Genomic DNA, 17,582 nt, shown 5'->3' with positions numbered 1-17,582 from the left:
ATATGCAAACCATCACCGTCGCCCCGCCCAAGCGTAGCTGGTTCTCGCTGCTGAGCTGGGCCATTCTTCTCGCCGTGCTGGTCGTCTCGTGGAAAGGGGCCGAAATGGCTCCACTCACGCTGATCGAGGATTCCGGCAATATGGCGACCTTCGCCGCTGACTTCTTCCCGCCGGACTTCAGCCAGTGGCAGGACTATCTCAGCGAAATGGCCATCACCCTGCAAATCGCCGTCTGGGGGACCGCCCTCGCCGTGGTGCTGTCGATTCCTTTCGGCCTGATGTGCGCCGACAACCTGGTGCCGTGGTGGATTTACCAGCCAATGCGTCGCCTGATGGACGCCTGCCGCGCCATCAACGAAATGGTCTTCGCCATGCTGTTTGTGGTTGCGGTCGGTCTCGGGCCGTTCGCCGGGGTGATGGCGCTGTTTATCCACACCACCGGGGTGCTCTCCAAACTGCTTTCCGAGGCGGTAGAAGCCATTGAGCCGGGTCCGGTCGAAGGCATTCGCGCCACGGGTGCTAACAAGATTGAAGAAATCCTCTACGGCGTACTGCCACAGGTCATGCCGCTGCTCATCTCCTACTCGCTGTACCGCTTTGAGTCCAACGTCCGCTCCGCCACGGTGGTCGGCATGGTTGGCGCAGGCGGCATCGGCGTGACGTTATGGGAGGCGATTCGCGGCTTTCAGTTCCAGCAAACCTGCGCCCTGATGGTGTTAATCATCGTCACCGTCAGCCTGCTGGATTTCCTCTCTCAGCGTTTGCGTAAGCACTTCATCTAATCAGCGAGGCATTGATTGCTATGCACTTGTCTACACATCCGACCAGTTATCCGACGCGTTATCAGGAAATTGCCGCCAGACTTGAGCAGGAGCTTCGTCAACATTATCGCTGCGGTGACTACCTTCCGGCCGAGCATCAGCTTGCCGCCCGCTACGCGGTCAACCGCCACACGCTGCGCCGCGCCATTGACCAGTTGGTCGAACGCGGCTGGGTGCAGCGTCGTCAGGGCATCGGCGTACTGGTGCTGATGCGCCCGTTCGATTACCCACTGAATGCCCAGGCGCGCTTCAGTCAGAACCTGCTGGACCAGGGCAGCCATCCCACCAGCGAGAAGTTGCTGGCGGTGCTGCGCCCGGCCTCGAGCCATATTGCCGACGCGCTCAGCGTCACCGAGGGCGACAACGTCATCCATTTGCGCACCCTGCGCCGGGTGAACGGCATCGCGCTCTGTCTTATCGACCACTATTTTTCCGACCTCACCCTCTGGCCGCTGTTGCAGGGCTTTAACCACGGCTCACTGCACGACTACCTGCGCGAGCAGTTAGGTCTGATGTTACTGCGCACGCAAACACGCATCAGCGCCCGCCGCGCGCAGGCCAAAGAGAGCAAGGTACTGGAAATCCCCAACATGGCGCCGCTGCTGTGCGTGCGCACCCTGAACCACCGTGAAGGCGAAGAACACGCGACGGAATACTCCGTCAGCCTGACCCGCGCCGACATGATCGAATTCACCATGGAGCACTGAATGCACCCTGATACCGCCCCCCGCCAGCGCTGGATGCGCGCGCTGGCTTACAGCAACGCTGAAGACCTGAATGCGCGCGTCAACGCGCTGAAACTGACACCAGAATATGAACTTATCCGCGCACCGGAAAGCGGGCTGATGCAGATCCAGGCCCGCATGGGCGGCACCGGCAACCGTTTTTTTGCCGGTGATACCACGATAACGCGCGCCGTCGTACGCCTGAAGAGCGGCACGCTGGGTTATAGCTACCTGCTGGGACGCAACAAACCCCACGCCGAGCAGTGCGCCGTGATTGACGCACTGCTGCAGGAACAGACGTATTTCCAGAGCGTAATGGAAACCTTAATTACCCCGCTGGAAGCGGAACGCGATGCACTAATTAACGCTCGCCGTGCCGAAGTCAACGCCAGCCGGGTCGACTTCTTCACACTGGTACGCGGAGATAACGCATGACACGATCTACGGCACTACAGAGCGCCTTTAATTTACCCGTCCAGGATGCGCAGCAGTGCTTTCGTCGCCTGCTGAAAGCCATGAGCGAACCGGGGGTGATTGTCGCCCTGCATCAGCTGAAACACGGCTGGCAGCCGCTGGGTCTGGCAACCACCAGCGTGCTGCTGACCCTGGTCGACGGTGACACCCCGGTGTGGCTGGCTCCAGCCATGGATAACGACATTGCCCGACAGAACCTGCGTTTTCACACCAATGCCCCACTGGTAGAACAACCGCAGCAGGCGGCCTTTGCCATCGCCGACAATCGTATTAGCAGCGAACAGCTCAACGCCCTCTCTTCCGGTTCCGCCGTAGCACCAGAGACCAGCGCGACCCTGATTGTGCAGATCGCGGGCTTAAGCGGTGGACGCATGCTGCGCCTGACCGGGGCCGGTATCGCCGAAGAACGGATGATCGCCCCGCAATTACCGGAATGCCTGATTCATGAACTGACCGAGCGCCCGCATCCGTTCCCGCTGGGGATTGATCTGATCCTCACCTGTGGCGAACGGCTGCTGGCTATTCCGCGAACCACCCACGTGGAGGTGTGCTGATGTACGTTGCCGTCAAAGGGGGCGAGAAGGCAATAGCCAACGCCCACGCGCTGCAGGAGAACCGACGCCGGGGCGATGCGCACATTGCCGAACTGAGCGTGGCGCAAATCGAACAGCAGATGAACCTCGCCGTTGACCGGGTCATGACTGAAGGCGGTATCGCCGACCGTGAACTGGCGGCACTGGCGCTCAAGCAGGCCAGCGGCGACAACATTGAAGCCATCTTTTTGCTACGCGCTTACCGCACGACGCTGGCAAAACTGGCGGTGAGCGAGCCGGTAAACAGCGCGGAGATGCGCCTGGAACGGCGTATTTCCGCCGTCTACAAGGATATTCCCGGCGGGCAGTTGCTGGGTTCAACTTACGACTATACCCACCGCCTGCTTGATTTCACTCTGCTGGCCAACGGCGAGACGCCGCCGCTGCGCGCCGCGGAGAGTGAACAGGATGCCGCCCCGCACGTCTTCTCCCTGCTGGCAAATCAGGGGCTGGCGAAGCACGAAGAGGACGACGGCGCTCAGCCCGATGACATCACCCGCACGCCGCCGGTGTACCCCTGCTCGCGCGCCTCGCGCCTGCAACAACTAATGCGCGGCGACGAAGGGTATCTGCTGGCGCTGGCTTACTCCACCCAACGCGGCTACGGGCGCAATCACCCGTTTGCCGCCGAGATCCGCAGCGGCTATGTGGCGCTGGAAATAGTAGCGGAAGAGCTGGGATTTGCGGTAAACGTCGGCGAACTGCTGATGACCGAATGCGAAATGGTGAACGGCTTTGTCGCGCCAGAAAATGACTCTCCCCATTTTACCCGCGGCTACGGGCTGGTGTTCGGCATGAGCGAACGCAAAGCGATGGCAATGGCGCTGGTAGACCGCGCCCTACAGGCACCCGACTACGATGAAACGGTCACGGGACCGGCGCAGGACGAAGAGTTCGTGCTGGCGCATGCGGATAACGTCGAGGCGGCGGGTTTTGTTTCCCACCTCAAACTCCCCCACTACGTCGATTTCCAGGCCGAGCTGGAACTGCTCAAACGCCTGCAACAGGAGGCCGTCCGTGACCGCTAATCTTTCCGGCTACAATTTTGCTTATCTCGATGAACAAACAAAACGCATGATCCGCCGGGCACTGCTGAAAGCGGTCGCCATTCCGGGGTATCAGGTACCGTTCGGCGGGCGTGAAATGCCCATGCCCTACGGCTGGGGCACCGGCGGTATTCAGCTTACCGCCAGCGTGATAGGTGAAGCTGACGTGCTGAAGGTCATCGACCAGGGCGCGGATGACACCACCAACGCGGTGTCCATTCGCAACTTCTTCAGGCACGTAACCGGGGTAAACACCACCGACGCGACCTGCGACGCGACGCTTATTCAGACCCGTCACCGCATCCCGGAAACGCCGCTCACGGAAGATCAGATTATTATTTTCCAGGTGCCGATCCCCGAACCGCTGCGCTTTATCGAGCCACGCGAGACGGAAACCCGCACCATGCACGCGCTGGAAGAGTACGGCGTGATGCAGGTGAAGCTGTATGAGGATATCGCCCGCTTCGGCCATATCGCCACCACCTACGCCTATCCGGTCAAGGTCAACGGGCGCTACGTGATGGATCCGTCACCCATCCCAAAATTCGACAACCCGAAAATGGACAGGATGCCCGCGCTGCAGCTGTTCGGGGCCGGGCGTGAAAAACGCATCTACGCCGTACCGCCGTATACCCGAGTCGAGAGCCTCGATTTCGACGATCACCCGTTTACCGTGCAGAGCTGGGATGAACCCTGCGCCATCTGCGGTTCCACCCACAGCTATCTCGACGAAGTGGTGCTCGACGACAGCGGCAAACGGATGTTTGTCTGCTCCGACACCGACTACTGCCGCCAACAGAGCGAGGCCCTTAGCCAATGACGCAACCGCTGCTTTCCGTCAATAACCTGACCCATCTCTACGCGCCGGGCAAAGGCTTCAGCGATGTCTCTTTTGACCTGTGGCCTGGCGAAGTGCTGGGCATTGTAGGCGAGTCCGGTTCCGGCAAAACAACCCTACTGAAGTCGATTTCCTCGCGCCTGACGCCGCAGTATGGCGAAATTGTGTATCAGAACCGTTCGCTGTACGGCATGAGCGAAGCCGACCGTCGCCGCCTGCTGCGCACCGAATGGGGCGTGGTACATCAGCACCCGATGGACGGCCTGCGCCGTCAGGTTTCGGCGGGCGGTAATATCGGCGAACGCCTGATGGCCACCGGCGCACGCCACTATGGCGACATCCGCGCTACCGCGCAGCGCTGGCTGACCGACGTCGAAATTCCCGCCTCGCGCATCGACGATCTGCCCACCACCTTCTCCGGCGGCATGCAGCAACGTTTACAGATTGCCCGCAACCTCGTCACCCATCCCAGGCTGGTATTTATGGATGAACCCACTGGTGGGCTGGACGTCTCGGTACAGGCCAAACTGCTGGACCTGCTGCGCGGCCTGGTGGTGGAACTGGATCTGGCCGTGGTGATTGTCACCCATGATTTGGGCGTGGCGCGCCTGCTGGCAGACCGTTTACTGGTGATGAAACAGGGTCAGGTGGTGGAAAGTGGATTAACTGACCGCGTGCTCGACGATCCGCATCATCCGTACACCCAACTGCTGGTGTCGTCGGTGTTGCAGAACTGATTTTTTGTTGTGCCGGATGGCGGCTGCGCCTTATCCGGCCTACAGGTGCGTTTTTTGTAGGCCGGATAAGCGCAGCGCCATCCGGCAATAAGAACCATGAGGCTCAAATGATCCGCGTAGAAAATGTCAGTAAAACCTTTGTACTGCACCAGCAAAACGGCGTACGCCTGCCGGTGTTGCACAACGCCACTCTGGACGTAAAAAGCGGTGAGTGCGTGGTACTGCACGGTCACTCGGGCAGTGGGAAATCAACGCTGCTGCGTTCGCTGTACGCCAACTATCTGCCGGACACCGGCCATATTCATATTCAGCACGGCGACGAGTGGGTGGATCTGGTGCAGGCTCCGGCGCGGAAAGTGCTGGAAGTGCGCCGCTCCACCATCGGCTGGGTCAGCCAGTTCCTGCGCGTGATCCCCAGGGTCTCGGCGCTCGACGTGGTGATGCAACCGCTGCTGGATCTGGGCGTCTCCCGCGACGTGTGTGCGGCGAAAGCGGCGCGCCTGCTGGAACGTCTGAACGTCCCGGAAACGCTGTGGCATCTCGCCCCATCGACCTTTTCCGGCGGTGAGCAGCAGCGCGTCAACATTGCGCGCGGGTTTATCGTCGATTACCCAATTTTACTGCTCGATGAGCCCACCGCGTCGCTGGATGCCAAAAACAGCGCCGCCGTAGTGGCACTGATAGAAGAAGCCAAAGCGCGCGGCGCGGCAATTGTCGGTATTTTTCACGATCAAACCGTTCGCGACCGCGTGGCGGACCGTTTGCACCTGATGGGAACCACAGCATGATTATCAATAACGTAAAGCTGGTGCTGGAAGACGAAGTGGTACAGGGATCGCTGGAAATGGAGGGCGGCGTGATTCGCGCCTTTACCGAAAGCCAGAGCCGTCTGCCCGAGGCGCTGGACGGTGAAGGTGGCTGGCTGCTGCCGGGGCTTATCGAACTGCACACCGATAATCTCGACAAATTCTTCACCCCGCGCCCGAAGGTGGATTGGCCCGCGCATTCGGCGATGAGCAGCCATGACGCGCTGATGGTCGCCAGCGGCATCACCACCGTGCTGGATGCAGTGGCGATTGGCGATGTTCGCGACGGCGGCGATCGCCTGGAAAATCTGGAAAAGATGATCAATGCGGTGGAAGAAACGCAGAAGCGCGGGGTCAACCGCGCCGAGCATCGTCTGCATCTGCGTTGCGAACTGCCGCATCACACCACCCTGCCGCTGTTTGAAAAACTAGTCGGGCGCGAACCAGTGACGCTGGTTTCACTGATGGATCACTCGCCGGGCCAGCGCCAGTTCGCCAACCGCGAAAAATACCGGGAATATTATCAGGGCAAATATTCGCTCACCGACGAGCAGATGGCCCGCTATGAAGAAGAACAGTTGGCCCTCGCCGCACGCTGGTCGCAGCCCAACCGAACCGCCATCGCGCAGATGTGCCGCGAACGCCATATTGCGCTGGCAAGCCACGACGACGCTACCCATGACCATGTTCTCGAATCACATCAACTTGGCAGCGTGATCGCCGAGTTTCCCACCACCTTTGCAGCCGCAGAGGCTTCACGCCAGCACGGCATGAACGTGCTGATGGGCGCACCCAATATCGTGCGCGGCGGCTCGCACTCCGGCAACGTCGCGGCGCATAAGCTGGCTGAACTGGGGCTGTTGGATATTCTCTCCTCTGATTACTACCCCGCCAGCCTGCTCGACGCAGCGTTTCGTGTAGCGGACGACGATGCCAACCGCTTCACGCTGGCGCAGGCGATTCATCTGGTGACCCGTAATCCGGCGCGGGCGCTGAATCTCGACGATCGCGGTGTTATCGCCGAAGGTAAACGCGCGGATCTGGTGCTGGCGCACCGCAAAGGCGATCACGTGCATATCGACCACGTCTGGCGGCAGGGAAAAAGGGTGTTCTGACTATGGGAAAACTGATCTGGCTGATGGGGCCGTCCGGCTCCGGTAAGGACAGCCTGCTGGCCGAACTCCGCCAGCAGGAACAGGCGCAACTGCTGGTGGCGCATCGTTACATTACCCGGGCCGCCAACGCCGGGAATGAAAACCATATTGCGCTGAGCGAACAAGAGTTTTTTACCCGCGCCGGACAGAACCTGCTGGCGCTGAGCTGGCATGCCAACGGCTTGTACTACGGCGTCGGCGTGGAGATTGACCTCTGGCTGCACGCCGGGTTTGATGTGGTGGTCAACGGCTCCCGCGCCCATCTGCCACAGGCGAAATCACGCTACGGCGCGGCGCTGCTGCCGGTCTGTTTGCAGGTATCACAAGACGTGTTGCGCCAGCGCTTACTGGCGCGCGGGCGAGAAAATGAAACGGAGATTGTCGCCCGTCTTGAACGTGCAGCCCGCTATGCGCCAGAGGACTGCCATACGCTAAACAATGACGGTAGTCTGCTACAGTCCGTGAATACATTGCTCACACTGATGGGACGTAAGCATTCTTATGCCTGAGAGCGCACGGACCCGTAGGCCGGATAAGACGCCTGCGTCGCCATCCGGCTATACATGACCTGGGGAGCAACAATGAGCTTAACGATCACTTTAAGCGGCACCGGCGGCGCGCAGCTGGTGCCGGTTTTTGGCTGCGACTGCCCCGCCTGTCAGCGAGCGCGTATCCAATCGCAATATCGCCGCCGACCCTGCAGCGGCGTGGTCAAATTCAACCATGCCGTGACGCTGCTTGACGCGGGGATCCCGCACCTGGTGGACGACTGGCCGGCGGGCAGCTTCCGCCAGTTTCTGCTCACCCACTACCACATGGATCATGTTCAGGGACTGTTTCCGCTGCGCTGGGGCGTGGGGAAAACGATCCCGGTATACGGGCCGCCGGATGAACAGGGCTGCGACGATCTGTTTAAGCATCCCGGCATTCTCGACTTCAGCCACACCGTCGAACCGTTTGTGGTGTTTGATTTGCAGGGGTTACAGGTGACACCGCTGCCGCTCAACCACTCAAAGCTGACGTTTGGCTATCTGCTGGAAACCGCGCACAGCCGCGTGGCGTGGCTCTCTGATACCGCCGGGCTGCCCGACAAAACGCTGACGTTTCTGGGCAACAATCAGCCGCAGGCGATGATCATCGACTGTAGCCATGCCCCGCGCACGCAACCACCGCGCAATCACTGCGATGTAAATACCGTGATTGCGCTCAATGAAGTTATCCGCTGCCCACGGGTGATTCTGACCCACATCAGCCATCAGTTCGACGAGTGGATGATGAACAACCCGCTACCGACAGGCATCGAAGCCGGGTATGACGGCATGGAGATTGTGCTGGATTAAGCGGAGACACTTCATAATAAGACTTGTTAACAGGTCTTTCCCATCCTATATTAAGACCAGTTAAATGGTCTTAAGGAGCGATTATGCCACATATCATTTTAAGCGACACCACCGCCAGCGTGAGTGAGCTAAAAAAGAACCCGATGGCGACTGTTAGCGCAGGGGATGGGTTTCCGGTCGCAATCCTGAACCGTAACCAGCCCGCCTTTTATTGTGTTCCCGCTGAGCTTTACGAAAAAATGCTTGATGCGCTGGACGATCAGCAACTGGTTAAATTAGTCCATGAACGGAGCCAACAGCCACTGGTGGATGTTGATCTGGACAGCTATTTATGAGTTATACGGTAAAGTTCAGGGAAGATGCGCTGAAAGAATGGCAAAAACTGGATAAAACCATTCAGCAGCAGTTTGCCAAAAAACTCAAGAAATGCTGTGAAAATCCGCATGTCCCCTCCGAGAAGCTCGGGGGAATAAAAGATTGCTATAAAATCAAACTACGCACTTCAGGGTTCCGTCTTGTTTATCAAGTTATTGACGAAACACTGGTCATCGCTGTCGTTGCCGTCGGTAAACGCGAGCGTAGTGAAGTTTATAATCTTGCCAGCGAAAGACTACGTTAACGATCGTAATCGTCTTCCATTCTACGTTCTTCATCTTCCAGCTGACGCCGTTCCTGATCGAGCCGACGCTGGCGGTCATCCAGCTGCCGACGGCGGTCTTCAAACTGGCGGCGACGATCGTCATATTGCCTGCGGCGATCGTCGCTTACCTGGCGTTGCCAGCTTTCGTCGCGCGAGTCATCGTAATCCCGATTATTATCAGGCTTATAGGCGTCGCTGACGGCGCGTTGAATATTGCCGATGGCGTCATCAATAATATCCGCCTGCGCCGACACGGTGGTCAGCATCAGCAAACTGAAAAAAAAGATCGTCGGGGAGCGTGTCATAAACCAGCCTCAAAAAGAAACTCGCCCCACGGTAATCAAAGCGCTTGCTCACGAGTAGCGGAGGAATCTCAATTGCGCGGATGACGCAGCGCCTGCGCCAGCTCCCCGCGGGTAAACGGTTTTCGCAGTAGCGCCACCTCCGGCAGAGCCGGGTTGTGTGCCGGACGCAAATCCTGACCGCTGATCAGAAGGATACTCAACTGCGGGTAATGCTTTAGCGCATGGTTAACCACATCCACGCCGCTTAATCCACCGGGCAGCATGAGGTCGCTGATCAGAATGTCGATCTCTGAAGATGCGGCAAGCAAGTGCATCGCCTGCTCGCCGTTGGCGGCCTCCAGCGTCAGATAACCCAGCAGGTGGAGCTGCTCACACAACGTCTGGCGCACATCGGCCTCATCTTCGAGCACCAACACCAGTTTCTCACCGCTGTTCGCCGCATGTTCCACCACAGGGATGTCCTGAGGCTGCACCGGTACAATGGCGCGCGGAAGCTGTAACCGGACCGTGGTCCCTTGCCCCGGCGCGCTCTCAATTTCCACCCGACCACCAGACTGACGCACAAAACCGTACACCATCGACAGCCCCAGTCCGCTGCCGCTGCCGGTCTGTTTGGTGGTGAAGAACGGTTCAAAGACCTGCGCTTTGATCTCCTGCGACATCCCACAGCCTTGGTCGGCCACCTCCAGCATCACCATGTCCTGCTTGCGTCCGTCGCTGCGCGTGACCCGCTGATTCCAGCTGCGAATTTTAATCGTACCCGCCTGCCCATCCATCGCATCACGGGCGTTCATCACCAGATTAATAATGGCGTTTTCCAGCTGGCTGACGTCGATCCACGCCGGCCAGGCGGGTGACTGCGCTTCAATCTCCAGCGTCATCGTCGCCGGTAGCGAATGGCGCATCAGTTCCCCCAGGTTCTCCAGCAACGTTTTCAGCTCCACCGCATGTGGGTGCAACGATTGCTTACGCGAAAAAGCCAGCAGTCGCTGAGTCAGTAGCGCCCCGCGCTCGGCGGCTTTTAGCGCCCGGTTGATACGCGGCGCATCGGGCGAGTCCGGACTGACCAAATCCAGGCTGCCAATGATCACTGCCAGCAAGTTATTGAAATCATGCGCTAATCCACCCGTTAACTGCCCCACCGCCTTCAGCTTTTGGCTGTGCAGTAACGCTTCTTCCAGCCCCTGACGCTCGGTGCGGTCGATTTCCATTTGCGTCGTTTTTTCTTTCAGCAGCCGAGTGGTGTGTTCAAGCGACGCCGTATTGCGGGCAAACACGCTAAAGGCGCGCGCCAACTCTCCCAGCTCATCGCGCCGCTGCAGGGCTGGCACGCTGACGTCCGATTCGCCATGCGCCAGCCGGGTCATCGCCCGCGAGATAGCCGTCAGGTTCGAGCCTAAGTTGCGGTAGATATACCAGCCGGCAAAGCCGGTGATCACCACCGCCAGCAGCGCAAAAATCATGATAAACAGCACGCCAGACTGCAGTTCCTGATGGCTTTGCGCCACCCGCTGCTCGGAGATACTCGCCACCTGTGAGACATACTGGTTGATATCGCTGTTGAGGATCGCCACCAGCGCTTTGATATGGAACATATACCAGCTGATCGCCAGGTCACTCTGCTCCAGCGCGGACGAAAGCGGCTCCAGCTTATGCAGTTCGAGGTTGAAGTCGCTAAGAATACGACTCACCAACTGGCTGGGGTTTTGCAGAACAAGCGCGGGCATCACGCCGCCCAACTGTTTGATTACCGAACGCGGCGTCGGCGTTTCAATGGCGGCAACGATCAGGCGGTCCATCTGCCTCAGCAGCGCATCATCCTGCGCGCCGGTGAGTTTTTGCAGATGGCGTAAATAACTTTGATTCTGGTACAACGAACTGAGCAGAGCATTACGTTCCTGATGCCGCAACTGCCCGCGCTGCAGCATGCCTTCCACACTGCTTTGCAGCTCGTTACTGCGCTGGATAATGCGCTCGACCAGCCCCGGTTCCTGCTGCGCCAGCGGGGCGCTGGCCAGCTGTTCCAGCGAATGCTTGAGCGCGCGCTGGGTCTCCTGTAGCCGTTCCGCTTCACCTTTGTATTCCAGCGCCCCCACGACCTGTGAGAGCCGCACCGCCGCCGTCGCGACGTTCGCCGTGTCGCGCGCCAGATTCATGCTGCCGGTCATGTCATCAACGGTTTGCTGTTGCACCTGTTCCTGGATCTGGCTGGCGTGCTGAAACCCCAGCACCGCCACCCCGCTGACCATCAGCGTGACCGCCACCACCAGCAGATTGAAGAACAGCAATCGCCCGCGCGCACTGGCGAAAAAGTGACGTCCGGGTTGCGGCATATCACGCTCCATGAAGAAAAATCGCAATATGACAAATATGAACGGCTTCTGACATTTTGCATTTACATTCCTGTGATGGACTGCTGATATCGGCCACCCCGCAGGAGATCCGTTATGAGCAAGACACCGGTTCTGGAGATGCGCAACATTGCCAAAGCATTCGGCAAATTTTACGCGCTGAAAGGGGTCGATTTAACGGTGTGGTCCGGCGAAATCCACGCCCTGATGGGTGAAAACGGCGCCGGGAAAAGTACCCTGATGAAGATCCTCGCCGGGGCCTATACCGCCACCAGCGGTGAGATCTTAATTGACGGTCAGCCCTTTCATATTCGCGGACCCAAGGATGCGCTGAGCGCTGGCATCACGCTGATTTATCAGGAGATGCAGCTCGCGCCAAATCTGACGGTAGCGGAAAATATCTTTCTTGGCAGCGAACTGTCGCGCGGTGGTCTGGTACAGCGCAAAGAGATGGTGATGCAGGCGCAAAAGGTCATCGACCGGCTCGGGGCACAGTTTAAGGCCAGCGATCGGGTCATGACGCTGACCATCGCCGAGCAGCAGCAGGTCGAAATCGCCCGCGCCCTGCACCGTAACAGCCGCATCCTGGTCATGGATGAACCCACCGCCGCCCTCTCTTCACGTGAAACCCACCGCCTGTTTGAGCTGATCATGCGCCTGCGTGATGAGGGAATGGCGATTATCTACATCAGCCACCGCATGGCGGAAGTATATGAACTTTCGGATCGCGTCAGCGTGTTGCGCGACGGGCAGTACGTCGGCAGCCTGACCCGCGACAAGCTTAACGCCTCTGAACTGGTGCGCATGATGGTCGGCCGCCCGTTAAGCGATCTGTTCAACAAAGAACGCGATATCCCTTTAGGCAAGGCGCGCCTGAACGTGCATCACCTGACCGATGGCAACAAAGTCCAGCCGTGCAGTTTACTGGTACGTTCCGGGGAGATTGTCGGCCTGGCCGGGCTGGTCGGCGCCGGTCGCTCCGAGCTGGCGCAGCTGATATTTGGCGTGCGCAAAGCCATCAGCGGCATGATTGAAGTCGACGGCGAGCCGGTGGTGATCCACTCCCCGCGTGAGGCCATCGATCACGGTATCGGCTTTCTGACCGAGAACCGCAAAGAACAGGGGCTGTTTTTAGAGCTGGCGGCGGCTGAAAACATCACCATGGCCACGCTGGAGCGTGACGCCAACTGGGGCATGCTGAACCGCAAAAAAGCGCAGACCATCTCCGATGACGCCATTCAGTTGCTCAACATCCGCGTACCCCACGCGCAGGTCCGCGCGGGCGGACTGTCCGGCGGCAATCAGCAAAAATTACTTATCTCTCGCTGGGTCGCGATTGGCCCACGCATTTTGATCCTCGACGAACCCACGCGCGGCGTGGACGTCGGTGCCAAAAGCGAGATCTACCGGATCATGAACGAGATGGCGCGCAAAGGTGTGGCGATCTTAATGATCTCCAGCGAACTGCCGGAAGTGGTCGGCATGAGTGACCGGGTGTACGTGATGCGCGAAGGCAGTATTGCCGGTGAGCTGAACGGACAAAGCATTACTCAGGAAAATATTATGACGCTGGCAACCGGCGTGAACGACTCCCATCATCAGGCGGTGTCCCATGAATAATCCAACCCCTTCCCAGCCGGTGGCCAAATCCGCCTCGGCGAAAAAAATGTTGATGGGCGATCTGATGCAAACGGTCGGTATCTTGCCCATTTTAATCCTGATTGTGGCGGTATTTGGTTTTATCGCACCCAACTTTTTTACCGAAAGTAACCTGCTCAACATCACCCGTCAGGCGTCGATCAACATCGTGCTGGCAGCGGGGATGACCTTCATCATTCTCACCGGTGGGATCGACCTTTCCGTCGGTTCCATTCTCGGCACCACCGCGGTGGCGGCGATGGTCGTGTCGCTGATCCCGGAGCTGGCAATGTTGTCGATCCCGGCGGCATTGATGCTTGGCCTGGCACTGGGGCTGTTTAACGGCGCACTGGTCGCCTTTGCCGGACTGCCACCGTTTATCGTCACCCTCGGCACCTATACCGCGCTGCGCGGCGCGGCTTACCTGCTGGCGGACGGCACCACGGTTATCAACTCCAATATCAGCTTCGAGTGGATTGGTAACAACTACCTCGGCCCGATCCCGTGGCTGGTGGTGATTGCGTTGGCGGTCATTGCGGTGTGCTGGTTCATTCTGCGTCGCACCACGTTGGGCGTTCATATTTACGCGGTGGGCGGCAACATGCAGGCCGCACGGTTAACCGGTATCAAAGTGTGGCTGGTGCTGCTGTTCGTCTACGGCATGAGCGGGCTGCTTTCCGGCCTCGGCGGGGTGATGAGCGCCTCGCGACTGTACAGCGCCAACGGCAACCTGGGCATGGGCTATGAGCTGGACGCCATCGCCGCGGTGATCCTCGGCGGCACCAGTTTTGTCGGCGGGATCGGCACCATCACCGGCACGCTGGTGGGGGCGTTGATTATCGCTACGCTCAATAACGGCATGACGCTAATGGGCGTGTCTTATTTCTGGCAACTGGTGATCAAAGGGGCGGTGATCATCATAGCGGTGCTCATCGACAAATACCGTACCCGACACCATCAAAGTGCATAGACAAGCTTACTGGCCTACATATTCGTAGGCCTGATAAGCGCAGCGCCATCAGGCGTATAACAACAATACCCTACGTGAGGAAACGAGTATGCGTTTGAAGCCATTAGTTACCGCGCTCTGTGCTGGCGCACTGCTTGCCGCGACGCCGTATGTGCAGGCAAAAGAACTGAAATCCATCGGCGTAACGGTCGGCGATCTTGCCAACCCGTTCTTCGTGCAGATAACCAAAGGTGCGGAGCTGGAAGCGCGCAAGCTGGCGGGGGATAACGTCAAAGTGACGCTGGTGTCCAGCGGCTACGATCTCGGTCAACAGGTGTCGCAGATAGACAACTTTATTGCCGCTAAAGTCGACATGATCATTCTTAACGCGGCGGATTCCAAAGGCATCGGCCCGGCGGTAAAACGGGCGAAAGACGCGGGGATTGTGGTCGTCGCCGTTGACGTGGCAGCGGAAGGCGCTGACGCCACCATCACCTCCGACAACACCCAGGCCGGCGAAATGGCCTGTAAATACATCACCGACCGCCTGAAAGGGAAAGGCAACGTCGTTATCATCAACGGGCCGCCGGTTTCCGCCGTGCAGAACCGCGTAGAAGGCTGCCAGACCGAGTTCAAACGCCACCCGGACATCAAGGTGCTGTCGCATAATCAGAACGCGAAGGGCAGCCGTGAAGGCGGGTTGGAGATCATGACCGCTCTGCTGGCGGCCAATCCGAAGATCGACGGCGTGTTCGCCATAAACGATCCGACAGCGATCGGGGCCGATCTGGCTGCAAAACAGGCGCAGCGTAGTGAATTCTTTATTGTCGGCGTCGACGGATCGCCGGACGGCGAAGAGGCGCTGAAGCGGGAAAACTCATTATTTGTGGCGACGCCAGCACAAGATCCGCAGGTAATGGCTGCCAAAGCGGTCGAAATCGGCTATGACATATTGCAGGGTAAACCCGCACCGAAAGAGCCCGTGCTGATCCCAGTGACGATGATCGATAAGAACAACGTCGGCAGCTATAAGGGTTGGACGGTGAAATAAGTCCTGAATTGACTGATACCCACCTCCGCAAGAGAGTAAACGAAGCAAGAGCGCCCGTCAGGGCGCTTACCTCATAAAAACTGCGAGTAATAAATATTCATTTTCTGCTCTATATTATGAGTCAGTATAAAAGAAAAAATCATCACCGCCGTATAAATAACCAGAATACCAATAACTAAAGGAATAAACGTATACCCTGGGTGACTTTTGAACAGTTCCAGTGGTACGAGACTTACAAACCCGATACACCATAAAGTAATTGCGCACAATTTTATGATTCTCCAATAATCATGGAAATCCAGCTTATCAAGTGCAGGGCAACATCCTGGATATTTAGCAGCTATTATGCCGGATTGAATAGTATCTGCGGATGTACTGGCGAATAACTGATGCCCTTGCCCATATTTTGCTGCATCCGCAGCCAACGCTAATATAACCCAGCGCTGAACCTCTGAGCTTTTCCCAGTGACGGCCTCCAGTTCATATCGACTATCGGCTAAAATACTCGTTGTTGCGCTTTCTATCCCACTAAACAATACGAATTTTGACTGCTTATCCAGTGAGTTGAACCACAGTTTTTTAATTTTGCTAACATCCACTTGTTGTGCAGAAAGATATGTACTTACGATTTCATCAAGATAATAGGGAGTACTGTCCATCATGCGTAATAAATATAAAGGCGTGTCTTTATCTGCAAGCAGTTTTGTATTGGTAAAAATAAAAGCATTAGCACTCTCGAAAAAATCAGAATCACTTTCATCGTGCAATTCAATAGTAATAACCAGGTTGTTTTCAGAGTTATTTAAATCAATCCAGCCATTGATTAAGAAATAATCAGGACATTCGTCAAGAATATTAATTTTCCCGACCTTATCGTTGGGGATGCTCAGGCTTGCCAGCACCGCCTTGAAACTATTGCCGATAGTGTCATCCGCTCCCTTAACGTACAGCCAGGTATTAAATGGACGATAATCCCTGACAAGGGATTTTTTTAGAGGTTCTATCAACTGTCTTAGCACGTTCTCAACTCTGACGTCATCCATTGAGTCAACTTCAATATCAATTCGTAACGGAGTTGCAGAACCTGCTGGCGCTTCACCCTCTAGTTTCTGAATTTTTAATGCCAGTTCAGGCACCGGGAGAATGGATGAATAGTCTAAAAGAGGCAATGCCTGTTTTGCCCAGTTTTTCCACTTATTCATACCATACTGTTCAAGATAACCCGCATAGTAACATGGAAAAGATATAACACCGTAGGTGATGACTACCACACACCAGATTGCTAACACGATTAGCGATGGGATACCTATTGCATTCCATATCAAACAATCAGGAACTTTATTGTCCTGCAACCAGCTGAATATATTGTACGTTATAAAAAACAGAAATATAGCACAGCTAATAATCAGCATAATATTCAGCGGGAATTTTTCTGATTCTTGCTAGGGATTCTTGTTTGGTATCTTCCATTTACTCATTTACTTGTCCCCGCCGTTGGCAGAGTGGTTTTTATTGCACAGCCGCATGCAGCCCTGCAACCATCCACAACGACGCCTTTGCCGTCCATTGTCCAGGTTGGCTCAAAATCAAGTATGGGAAAGGTGCCTTTGTGCGGAATACAAACAACAGTATCCCCCTGCAAAGCAACAGGAATCCCCATAAATAGGCTACCGGAAGCTCTATTAACATACCCGCCGTTCTCCAGTGGGTCATTTAACCTGATAACACCTTTCATTTTATTTCCCCGCATTCATATCGCAGCGCATCCGGGTCCAGCCCTTATAGCCCACCACTTCCGGTTCTTTGTCCGGCAGATTTTGATAATTCGCCTTATATCCTTCCGTTAGATGGGCTAAAGATGCTTTCATAAACACCACCGTTCCCCAGGCGGCACCTGGAAAATCAGGACTGGTATGACCGTCTACATACTCGCCACTGGATTTATGCTTGCCTGGTCTGTAGAGATAATACGTATCATCGAAGTATTGATAATCTATACCCGGCCCCCCCGGCGCCAGACGCGGGTCGTCAAAAGGGTATGAACTCATATATAAATGTCCTTGTGCAGTGGAAATAAATGCCTGGTTATTGACCACCACCACTCTTTTTATTTC

Annotated in this window: 20 protein-coding genes and 1 pseudogene; 16 read left to right on the top strand and 5 right to left on the bottom strand. The window is 56.8% G+C overall.

Going from position 1 to position 17,582, the window contains the following annotated elements; translation table 11 throughout:
* Positions 1-2 precede the first annotated feature (2 nt).
* The 13 genes from phnE to FDW98_RS17190 all read left to right on the top strand — a co-directional run bounded on the left by phnE (position 3) and on the right by FDW98_RS17190 (position 9,153).
* Positions 3-782 (top strand): phosphonate ABC transporter, permease protein PhnE, encoded by a 780-nt coding sequence (gene phnE, locus FDW98_RS17250; RefSeq protein ID WP_096758655.1) that lies wholly within the window; start codon positions 3-5, stop codon positions 780-782.
* 20 nt (positions 783-802) lie between these two features.
* A complete protein-coding gene (phnF, locus tag FDW98_RS17245; RefSeq protein WP_096758656.1) occupies positions 803-1,528 on the top strand; it encodes a phosphonate metabolism transcriptional regulator PhnF in 726 nt (241 codons plus the stop codon).
* Entirely contained in the window at positions 1,529-1,981 is a 453-nt protein-coding gene (gene phnG, locus FDW98_RS17240) for a phosphonate C-P lyase system protein PhnG (RefSeq protein WP_096758657.1), read from the top strand.
* On the top strand, positions 1,978-2,574 hold the full coding sequence (phnH, locus tag FDW98_RS17235) for a phosphonate C-P lyase system protein PhnH (RefSeq protein WP_096758658.1): 597 nt from the start codon (positions 1,978-1,980) through the stop codon (positions 2,572-2,574). Before phnG ends, phnH begins: the two co-directional genes overlap by 4 nt.
* Positions 2,574-3,641 carry a carbon-phosphorus lyase complex subunit PhnI gene (locus tag FDW98_RS17230; protein ID WP_096758659.1) on the top strand — a complete coding sequence of 356 codons (1,068 nt, stop codon included), beginning with the start codon at positions 2,574-2,576 and terminating at the stop codon, positions 3,639-3,641. Before phnH ends, FDW98_RS17230 begins: the two co-directional genes overlap by 1 nt.
* Before the next feature lie 46 nt (positions 3,642-3,687).
* Complete coding sequence (gene phnJ, locus FDW98_RS17225; protein ID WP_137399228.1) at positions 3,688-4,479, top strand: alpha-D-ribose 1-methylphosphonate 5-phosphate C-P-lyase PhnJ; 792 nt, start codon at positions 3,688-3,690, stop codon at positions 4,477-4,479.
* Positions 4,476-5,234 carry a phosphonate C-P lyase system protein PhnK gene (phnK, locus tag FDW98_RS17220; RefSeq protein WP_096758661.1) on the top strand — a complete coding sequence of 253 codons (759 nt, stop codon included), beginning with the start codon at positions 4,476-4,478 and terminating at the stop codon, positions 5,232-5,234. The genes phnJ and phnK overlap by 4 nt, the downstream gene beginning before the upstream one ends.
* A 107-nt stretch (positions 5,235-5,341) precedes the next feature.
* Positions 5,342-6,022, top strand: coding sequence for a phosphonate C-P lyase system protein PhnL (gene phnL, locus FDW98_RS17215; RefSeq protein ID WP_117343579.1), 681 nt, complete (start codon positions 5,342-5,344; stop codon positions 6,020-6,022).
* Positions 6,019-7,155: an alpha-D-ribose 1-methylphosphonate 5-triphosphate diphosphatase gene (phnM, locus tag FDW98_RS17210; RefSeq protein ID WP_096758663.1), complete on the top strand. Its 1,137-nt coding sequence runs from the start codon at positions 6,019-6,021 to the stop codon at positions 7,153-7,155. Before phnL ends, phnM begins: the two co-directional genes overlap by 4 nt.
* A gap of 2 nt (positions 7,156-7,157) precedes the next feature.
* Positions 7,158-7,703 (top strand): ribose 1,5-bisphosphokinase, encoded by a 546-nt coding sequence (gene phnN / locus FDW98_RS17205; protein WP_096758664.1) that lies wholly within the window; start codon positions 7,158-7,160, stop codon positions 7,701-7,703.
* Positions 7,704-7,775: 72 nt separating this feature from the next.
* Positions 7,776-8,534, top strand: a complete 759-nt coding sequence (gene phnP, locus FDW98_RS17200) for a phosphonate metabolism protein PhnP (protein ID WP_096758665.1) — start codon at positions 7,776-7,778, stop codon at positions 8,532-8,534.
* Positions 8,535-8,617: 83 nt separating this feature from the next.
* Positions 8,618-8,869, top strand: coding sequence for a type II toxin-antitoxin system Phd/YefM family antitoxin (locus tag FDW98_RS17195; RefSeq protein WP_006688247.1), 252 nt, complete (start codon positions 8,618-8,620; stop codon positions 8,867-8,869).
* Entirely contained in the window at positions 8,866-9,153 is a 288-nt protein-coding gene (locus tag FDW98_RS17190; RefSeq protein WP_096758666.1) for a type II toxin-antitoxin system RelE/ParE family toxin, read from the top strand. The genes FDW98_RS17195 and FDW98_RS17190 overlap by 4 nt, the downstream gene beginning before the upstream one ends.
* Here FDW98_RS17190 and yjdP read toward each other — a convergent pair.
* Together yjdP and FDW98_RS17180 are read right to left on the bottom strand one after the other, a co-directional pair.
* Positions 9,150-9,479, bottom strand: coding sequence for a DDRRRQL repeat protein YjdP (gene yjdP / locus FDW98_RS17185; protein WP_096758667.1), 330 nt, complete (start codon positions 9,477-9,479; stop codon positions 9,150-9,152). The two genes, FDW98_RS17190 and yjdP, sit on opposite strands and share 4 nt — an antisense overlap.
* Positions 9,480-9,547: 68 nt before the next feature.
* Positions 9,548-11,812: a hybrid sensor histidine kinase/response regulator gene (locus FDW98_RS17180; RefSeq protein ID WP_096758668.1), complete on the bottom strand. Its 2,265-nt coding sequence runs from the start codon at positions 11,810-11,812 to the stop codon at positions 9,548-9,550.
* 114 nt (positions 11,813-11,926) lie between these two features.
* Here FDW98_RS17180 and FDW98_RS17170 point away from each other — a divergent pair, with 114 nt between their 5' ends.
* From FDW98_RS17170 to FDW98_RS17160, 3 genes are all read left to right on the top strand, one after another.
* Positions 11,927-13,450: a sugar ABC transporter ATP-binding protein gene (locus tag FDW98_RS17170; protein WP_096758669.1), complete on the top strand. Its 1,524-nt coding sequence runs from the start codon at positions 11,927-11,929 to the stop codon at positions 13,448-13,450.
* A complete protein-coding gene (locus tag FDW98_RS17165) occupies positions 13,443-14,438 on the top strand; it encodes a ribose ABC transporter permease (RefSeq protein WP_096758670.1) in 996 nt (331 codons plus the stop codon). The genes FDW98_RS17170 and FDW98_RS17165 overlap by 8 nt, the downstream gene beginning before the upstream one ends.
* A gap of 88 nt (positions 14,439-14,526) precedes the next feature.
* Positions 14,527-15,468 (top strand): ABC transporter substrate-binding protein, encoded by a 942-nt coding sequence (locus FDW98_RS17160; protein WP_096758671.1) that lies wholly within the window; start codon positions 14,527-14,529, stop codon positions 15,466-15,468.
* 71 nt (positions 15,469-15,539) lie between these two features.
* On the opposite strand, the gene FDW98_RS17155 is transcribed toward FDW98_RS17160, so the two are convergent.
* The 3 genes and pseudogenes from FDW98_RS17155 to FDW98_RS17145 all read right to left on the bottom strand — a co-directional run.
* Entirely contained in the window at positions 15,540-16,670 is a 1,131-nt protein-coding gene (locus FDW98_RS17155; protein WP_226794586.1) for a hypothetical protein, read from the bottom strand.
* 272 nt (positions 16,671-16,942) lie between these two features.
* On the bottom strand, positions 16,943-17,203 hold the full coding sequence (locus FDW98_RS17150) for a PAAR domain-containing protein (protein ID WP_096758672.1): 261 nt from the start codon (positions 17,201-17,203) through the stop codon (positions 16,943-16,945).
* A gap of 1 nt (position 17,204) precedes the next feature.
* Positions 17,205-17,582 (bottom strand): annotated as a pseudogene (locus FDW98_RS17145) (hypothetical protein); the annotation flags it as partial.

The organism is Citrobacter sp. wls711 (genome assembly GCF_005281055.1).
Taxonomy (GTDB): Bacteria; Pseudomonadota; Gammaproteobacteria; order Enterobacterales; family Enterobacteriaceae; genus Citrobacter; species Citrobacter gillenii.
Note: the sequence above shows the minus strand (reverse complement) of the source record. Positions and strands in the feature narration are given on the sequence as shown.

Coding starts and splice junctions, on each gene's coding strand:
- phnE (WP_096758655.1), top strand. CDS start 3: ATGCAAACCATCACCGTCGCCCCGCCCAAGCGTAGCTGGTTCTCGCTG.
- phnF (WP_096758656.1), top strand. CDS start 803: ATGCACTTGTCTACACATCCGACCAGTTATCCGACGCGTTATCAGGAA.
- phnG (WP_096758657.1), top strand. CDS start 1,529: ATGCACCCTGATACCGCCCCCCGCCAGCGCTGGATGCGCGCGCTGGCT.
- phnH (WP_096758658.1), top strand. CDS start 1,978: ATGACACGATCTACGGCACTACAGAGCGCCTTTAATTTACCCGTCCAG.
- FDW98_RS17230 (WP_096758659.1), top strand. CDS start 2,574: ATGTACGTTGCCGTCAAAGGGGGCGAGAAGGCAATAGCCAACGCCCAC.
- phnJ (WP_137399228.1), top strand. CDS start 3,688: ATGATCCGCCGGGCACTGCTGAAAGCGGTCGCCATTCCGGGGTATCAG.
- phnK (WP_096758661.1), top strand. CDS start 4,476: ATGACGCAACCGCTGCTTTCCGTCAATAACCTGACCCATCTCTACGCG.
- phnL (WP_117343579.1), top strand. CDS start 5,342: ATGATCCGCGTAGAAAATGTCAGTAAAACCTTTGTACTGCACCAGCAA.
- phnM (WP_096758663.1), top strand. CDS start 6,019: ATGATTATCAATAACGTAAAGCTGGTGCTGGAAGACGAAGTGGTACAG.
- phnN (WP_096758664.1), top strand. CDS start 7,158: ATGGGAAAACTGATCTGGCTGATGGGGCCGTCCGGCTCCGGTAAGGAC.
- phnP (WP_096758665.1), top strand. CDS start 7,776: ATGAGCTTAACGATCACTTTAAGCGGCACCGGCGGCGCGCAGCTGGTG.
- FDW98_RS17195 (WP_006688247.1), top strand. CDS start 8,618: ATGCCACATATCATTTTAAGCGACACCACCGCCAGCGTGAGTGAGCTA.
- FDW98_RS17190 (WP_096758666.1), top strand. CDS start 8,866: ATGAGTTATACGGTAAAGTTCAGGGAAGATGCGCTGAAAGAATGGCAA.
- yjdP (WP_096758667.1), bottom strand. CDS start 9,479: ATGACACGCTCCCCGACGATCTTTTTTTTCAGTTTGCTGATGCTGACC.
- FDW98_RS17180 (WP_096758668.1), bottom strand. CDS start 11,812: ATGCCGCAACCCGGACGTCACTTTTTCGCCAGTGCGCGCGGGCGATTG.
- FDW98_RS17170 (WP_096758669.1), top strand. CDS start 11,927: ATGAGCAAGACACCGGTTCTGGAGATGCGCAACATTGCCAAAGCATTC.
- FDW98_RS17165 (WP_096758670.1), top strand. CDS start 13,443: ATGAATAATCCAACCCCTTCCCAGCCGGTGGCCAAATCCGCCTCGGCG.
- FDW98_RS17160 (WP_096758671.1), top strand. CDS start 14,527: ATGCGTTTGAAGCCATTAGTTACCGCGCTCTGTGCTGGCGCACTGCTT.
- FDW98_RS17155 (WP_226794586.1), bottom strand. CDS start 16,670: ATGAATAAGTGGAAAAACTGGGCAAAACAGGCATTGCCTCTTTTAGAC.
- FDW98_RS17150 (WP_096758672.1), bottom strand. CDS start 17,203: ATGAAAGGTGTTATCAGGTTAAATGACCCACTGGAGAACGGCGGGTAT.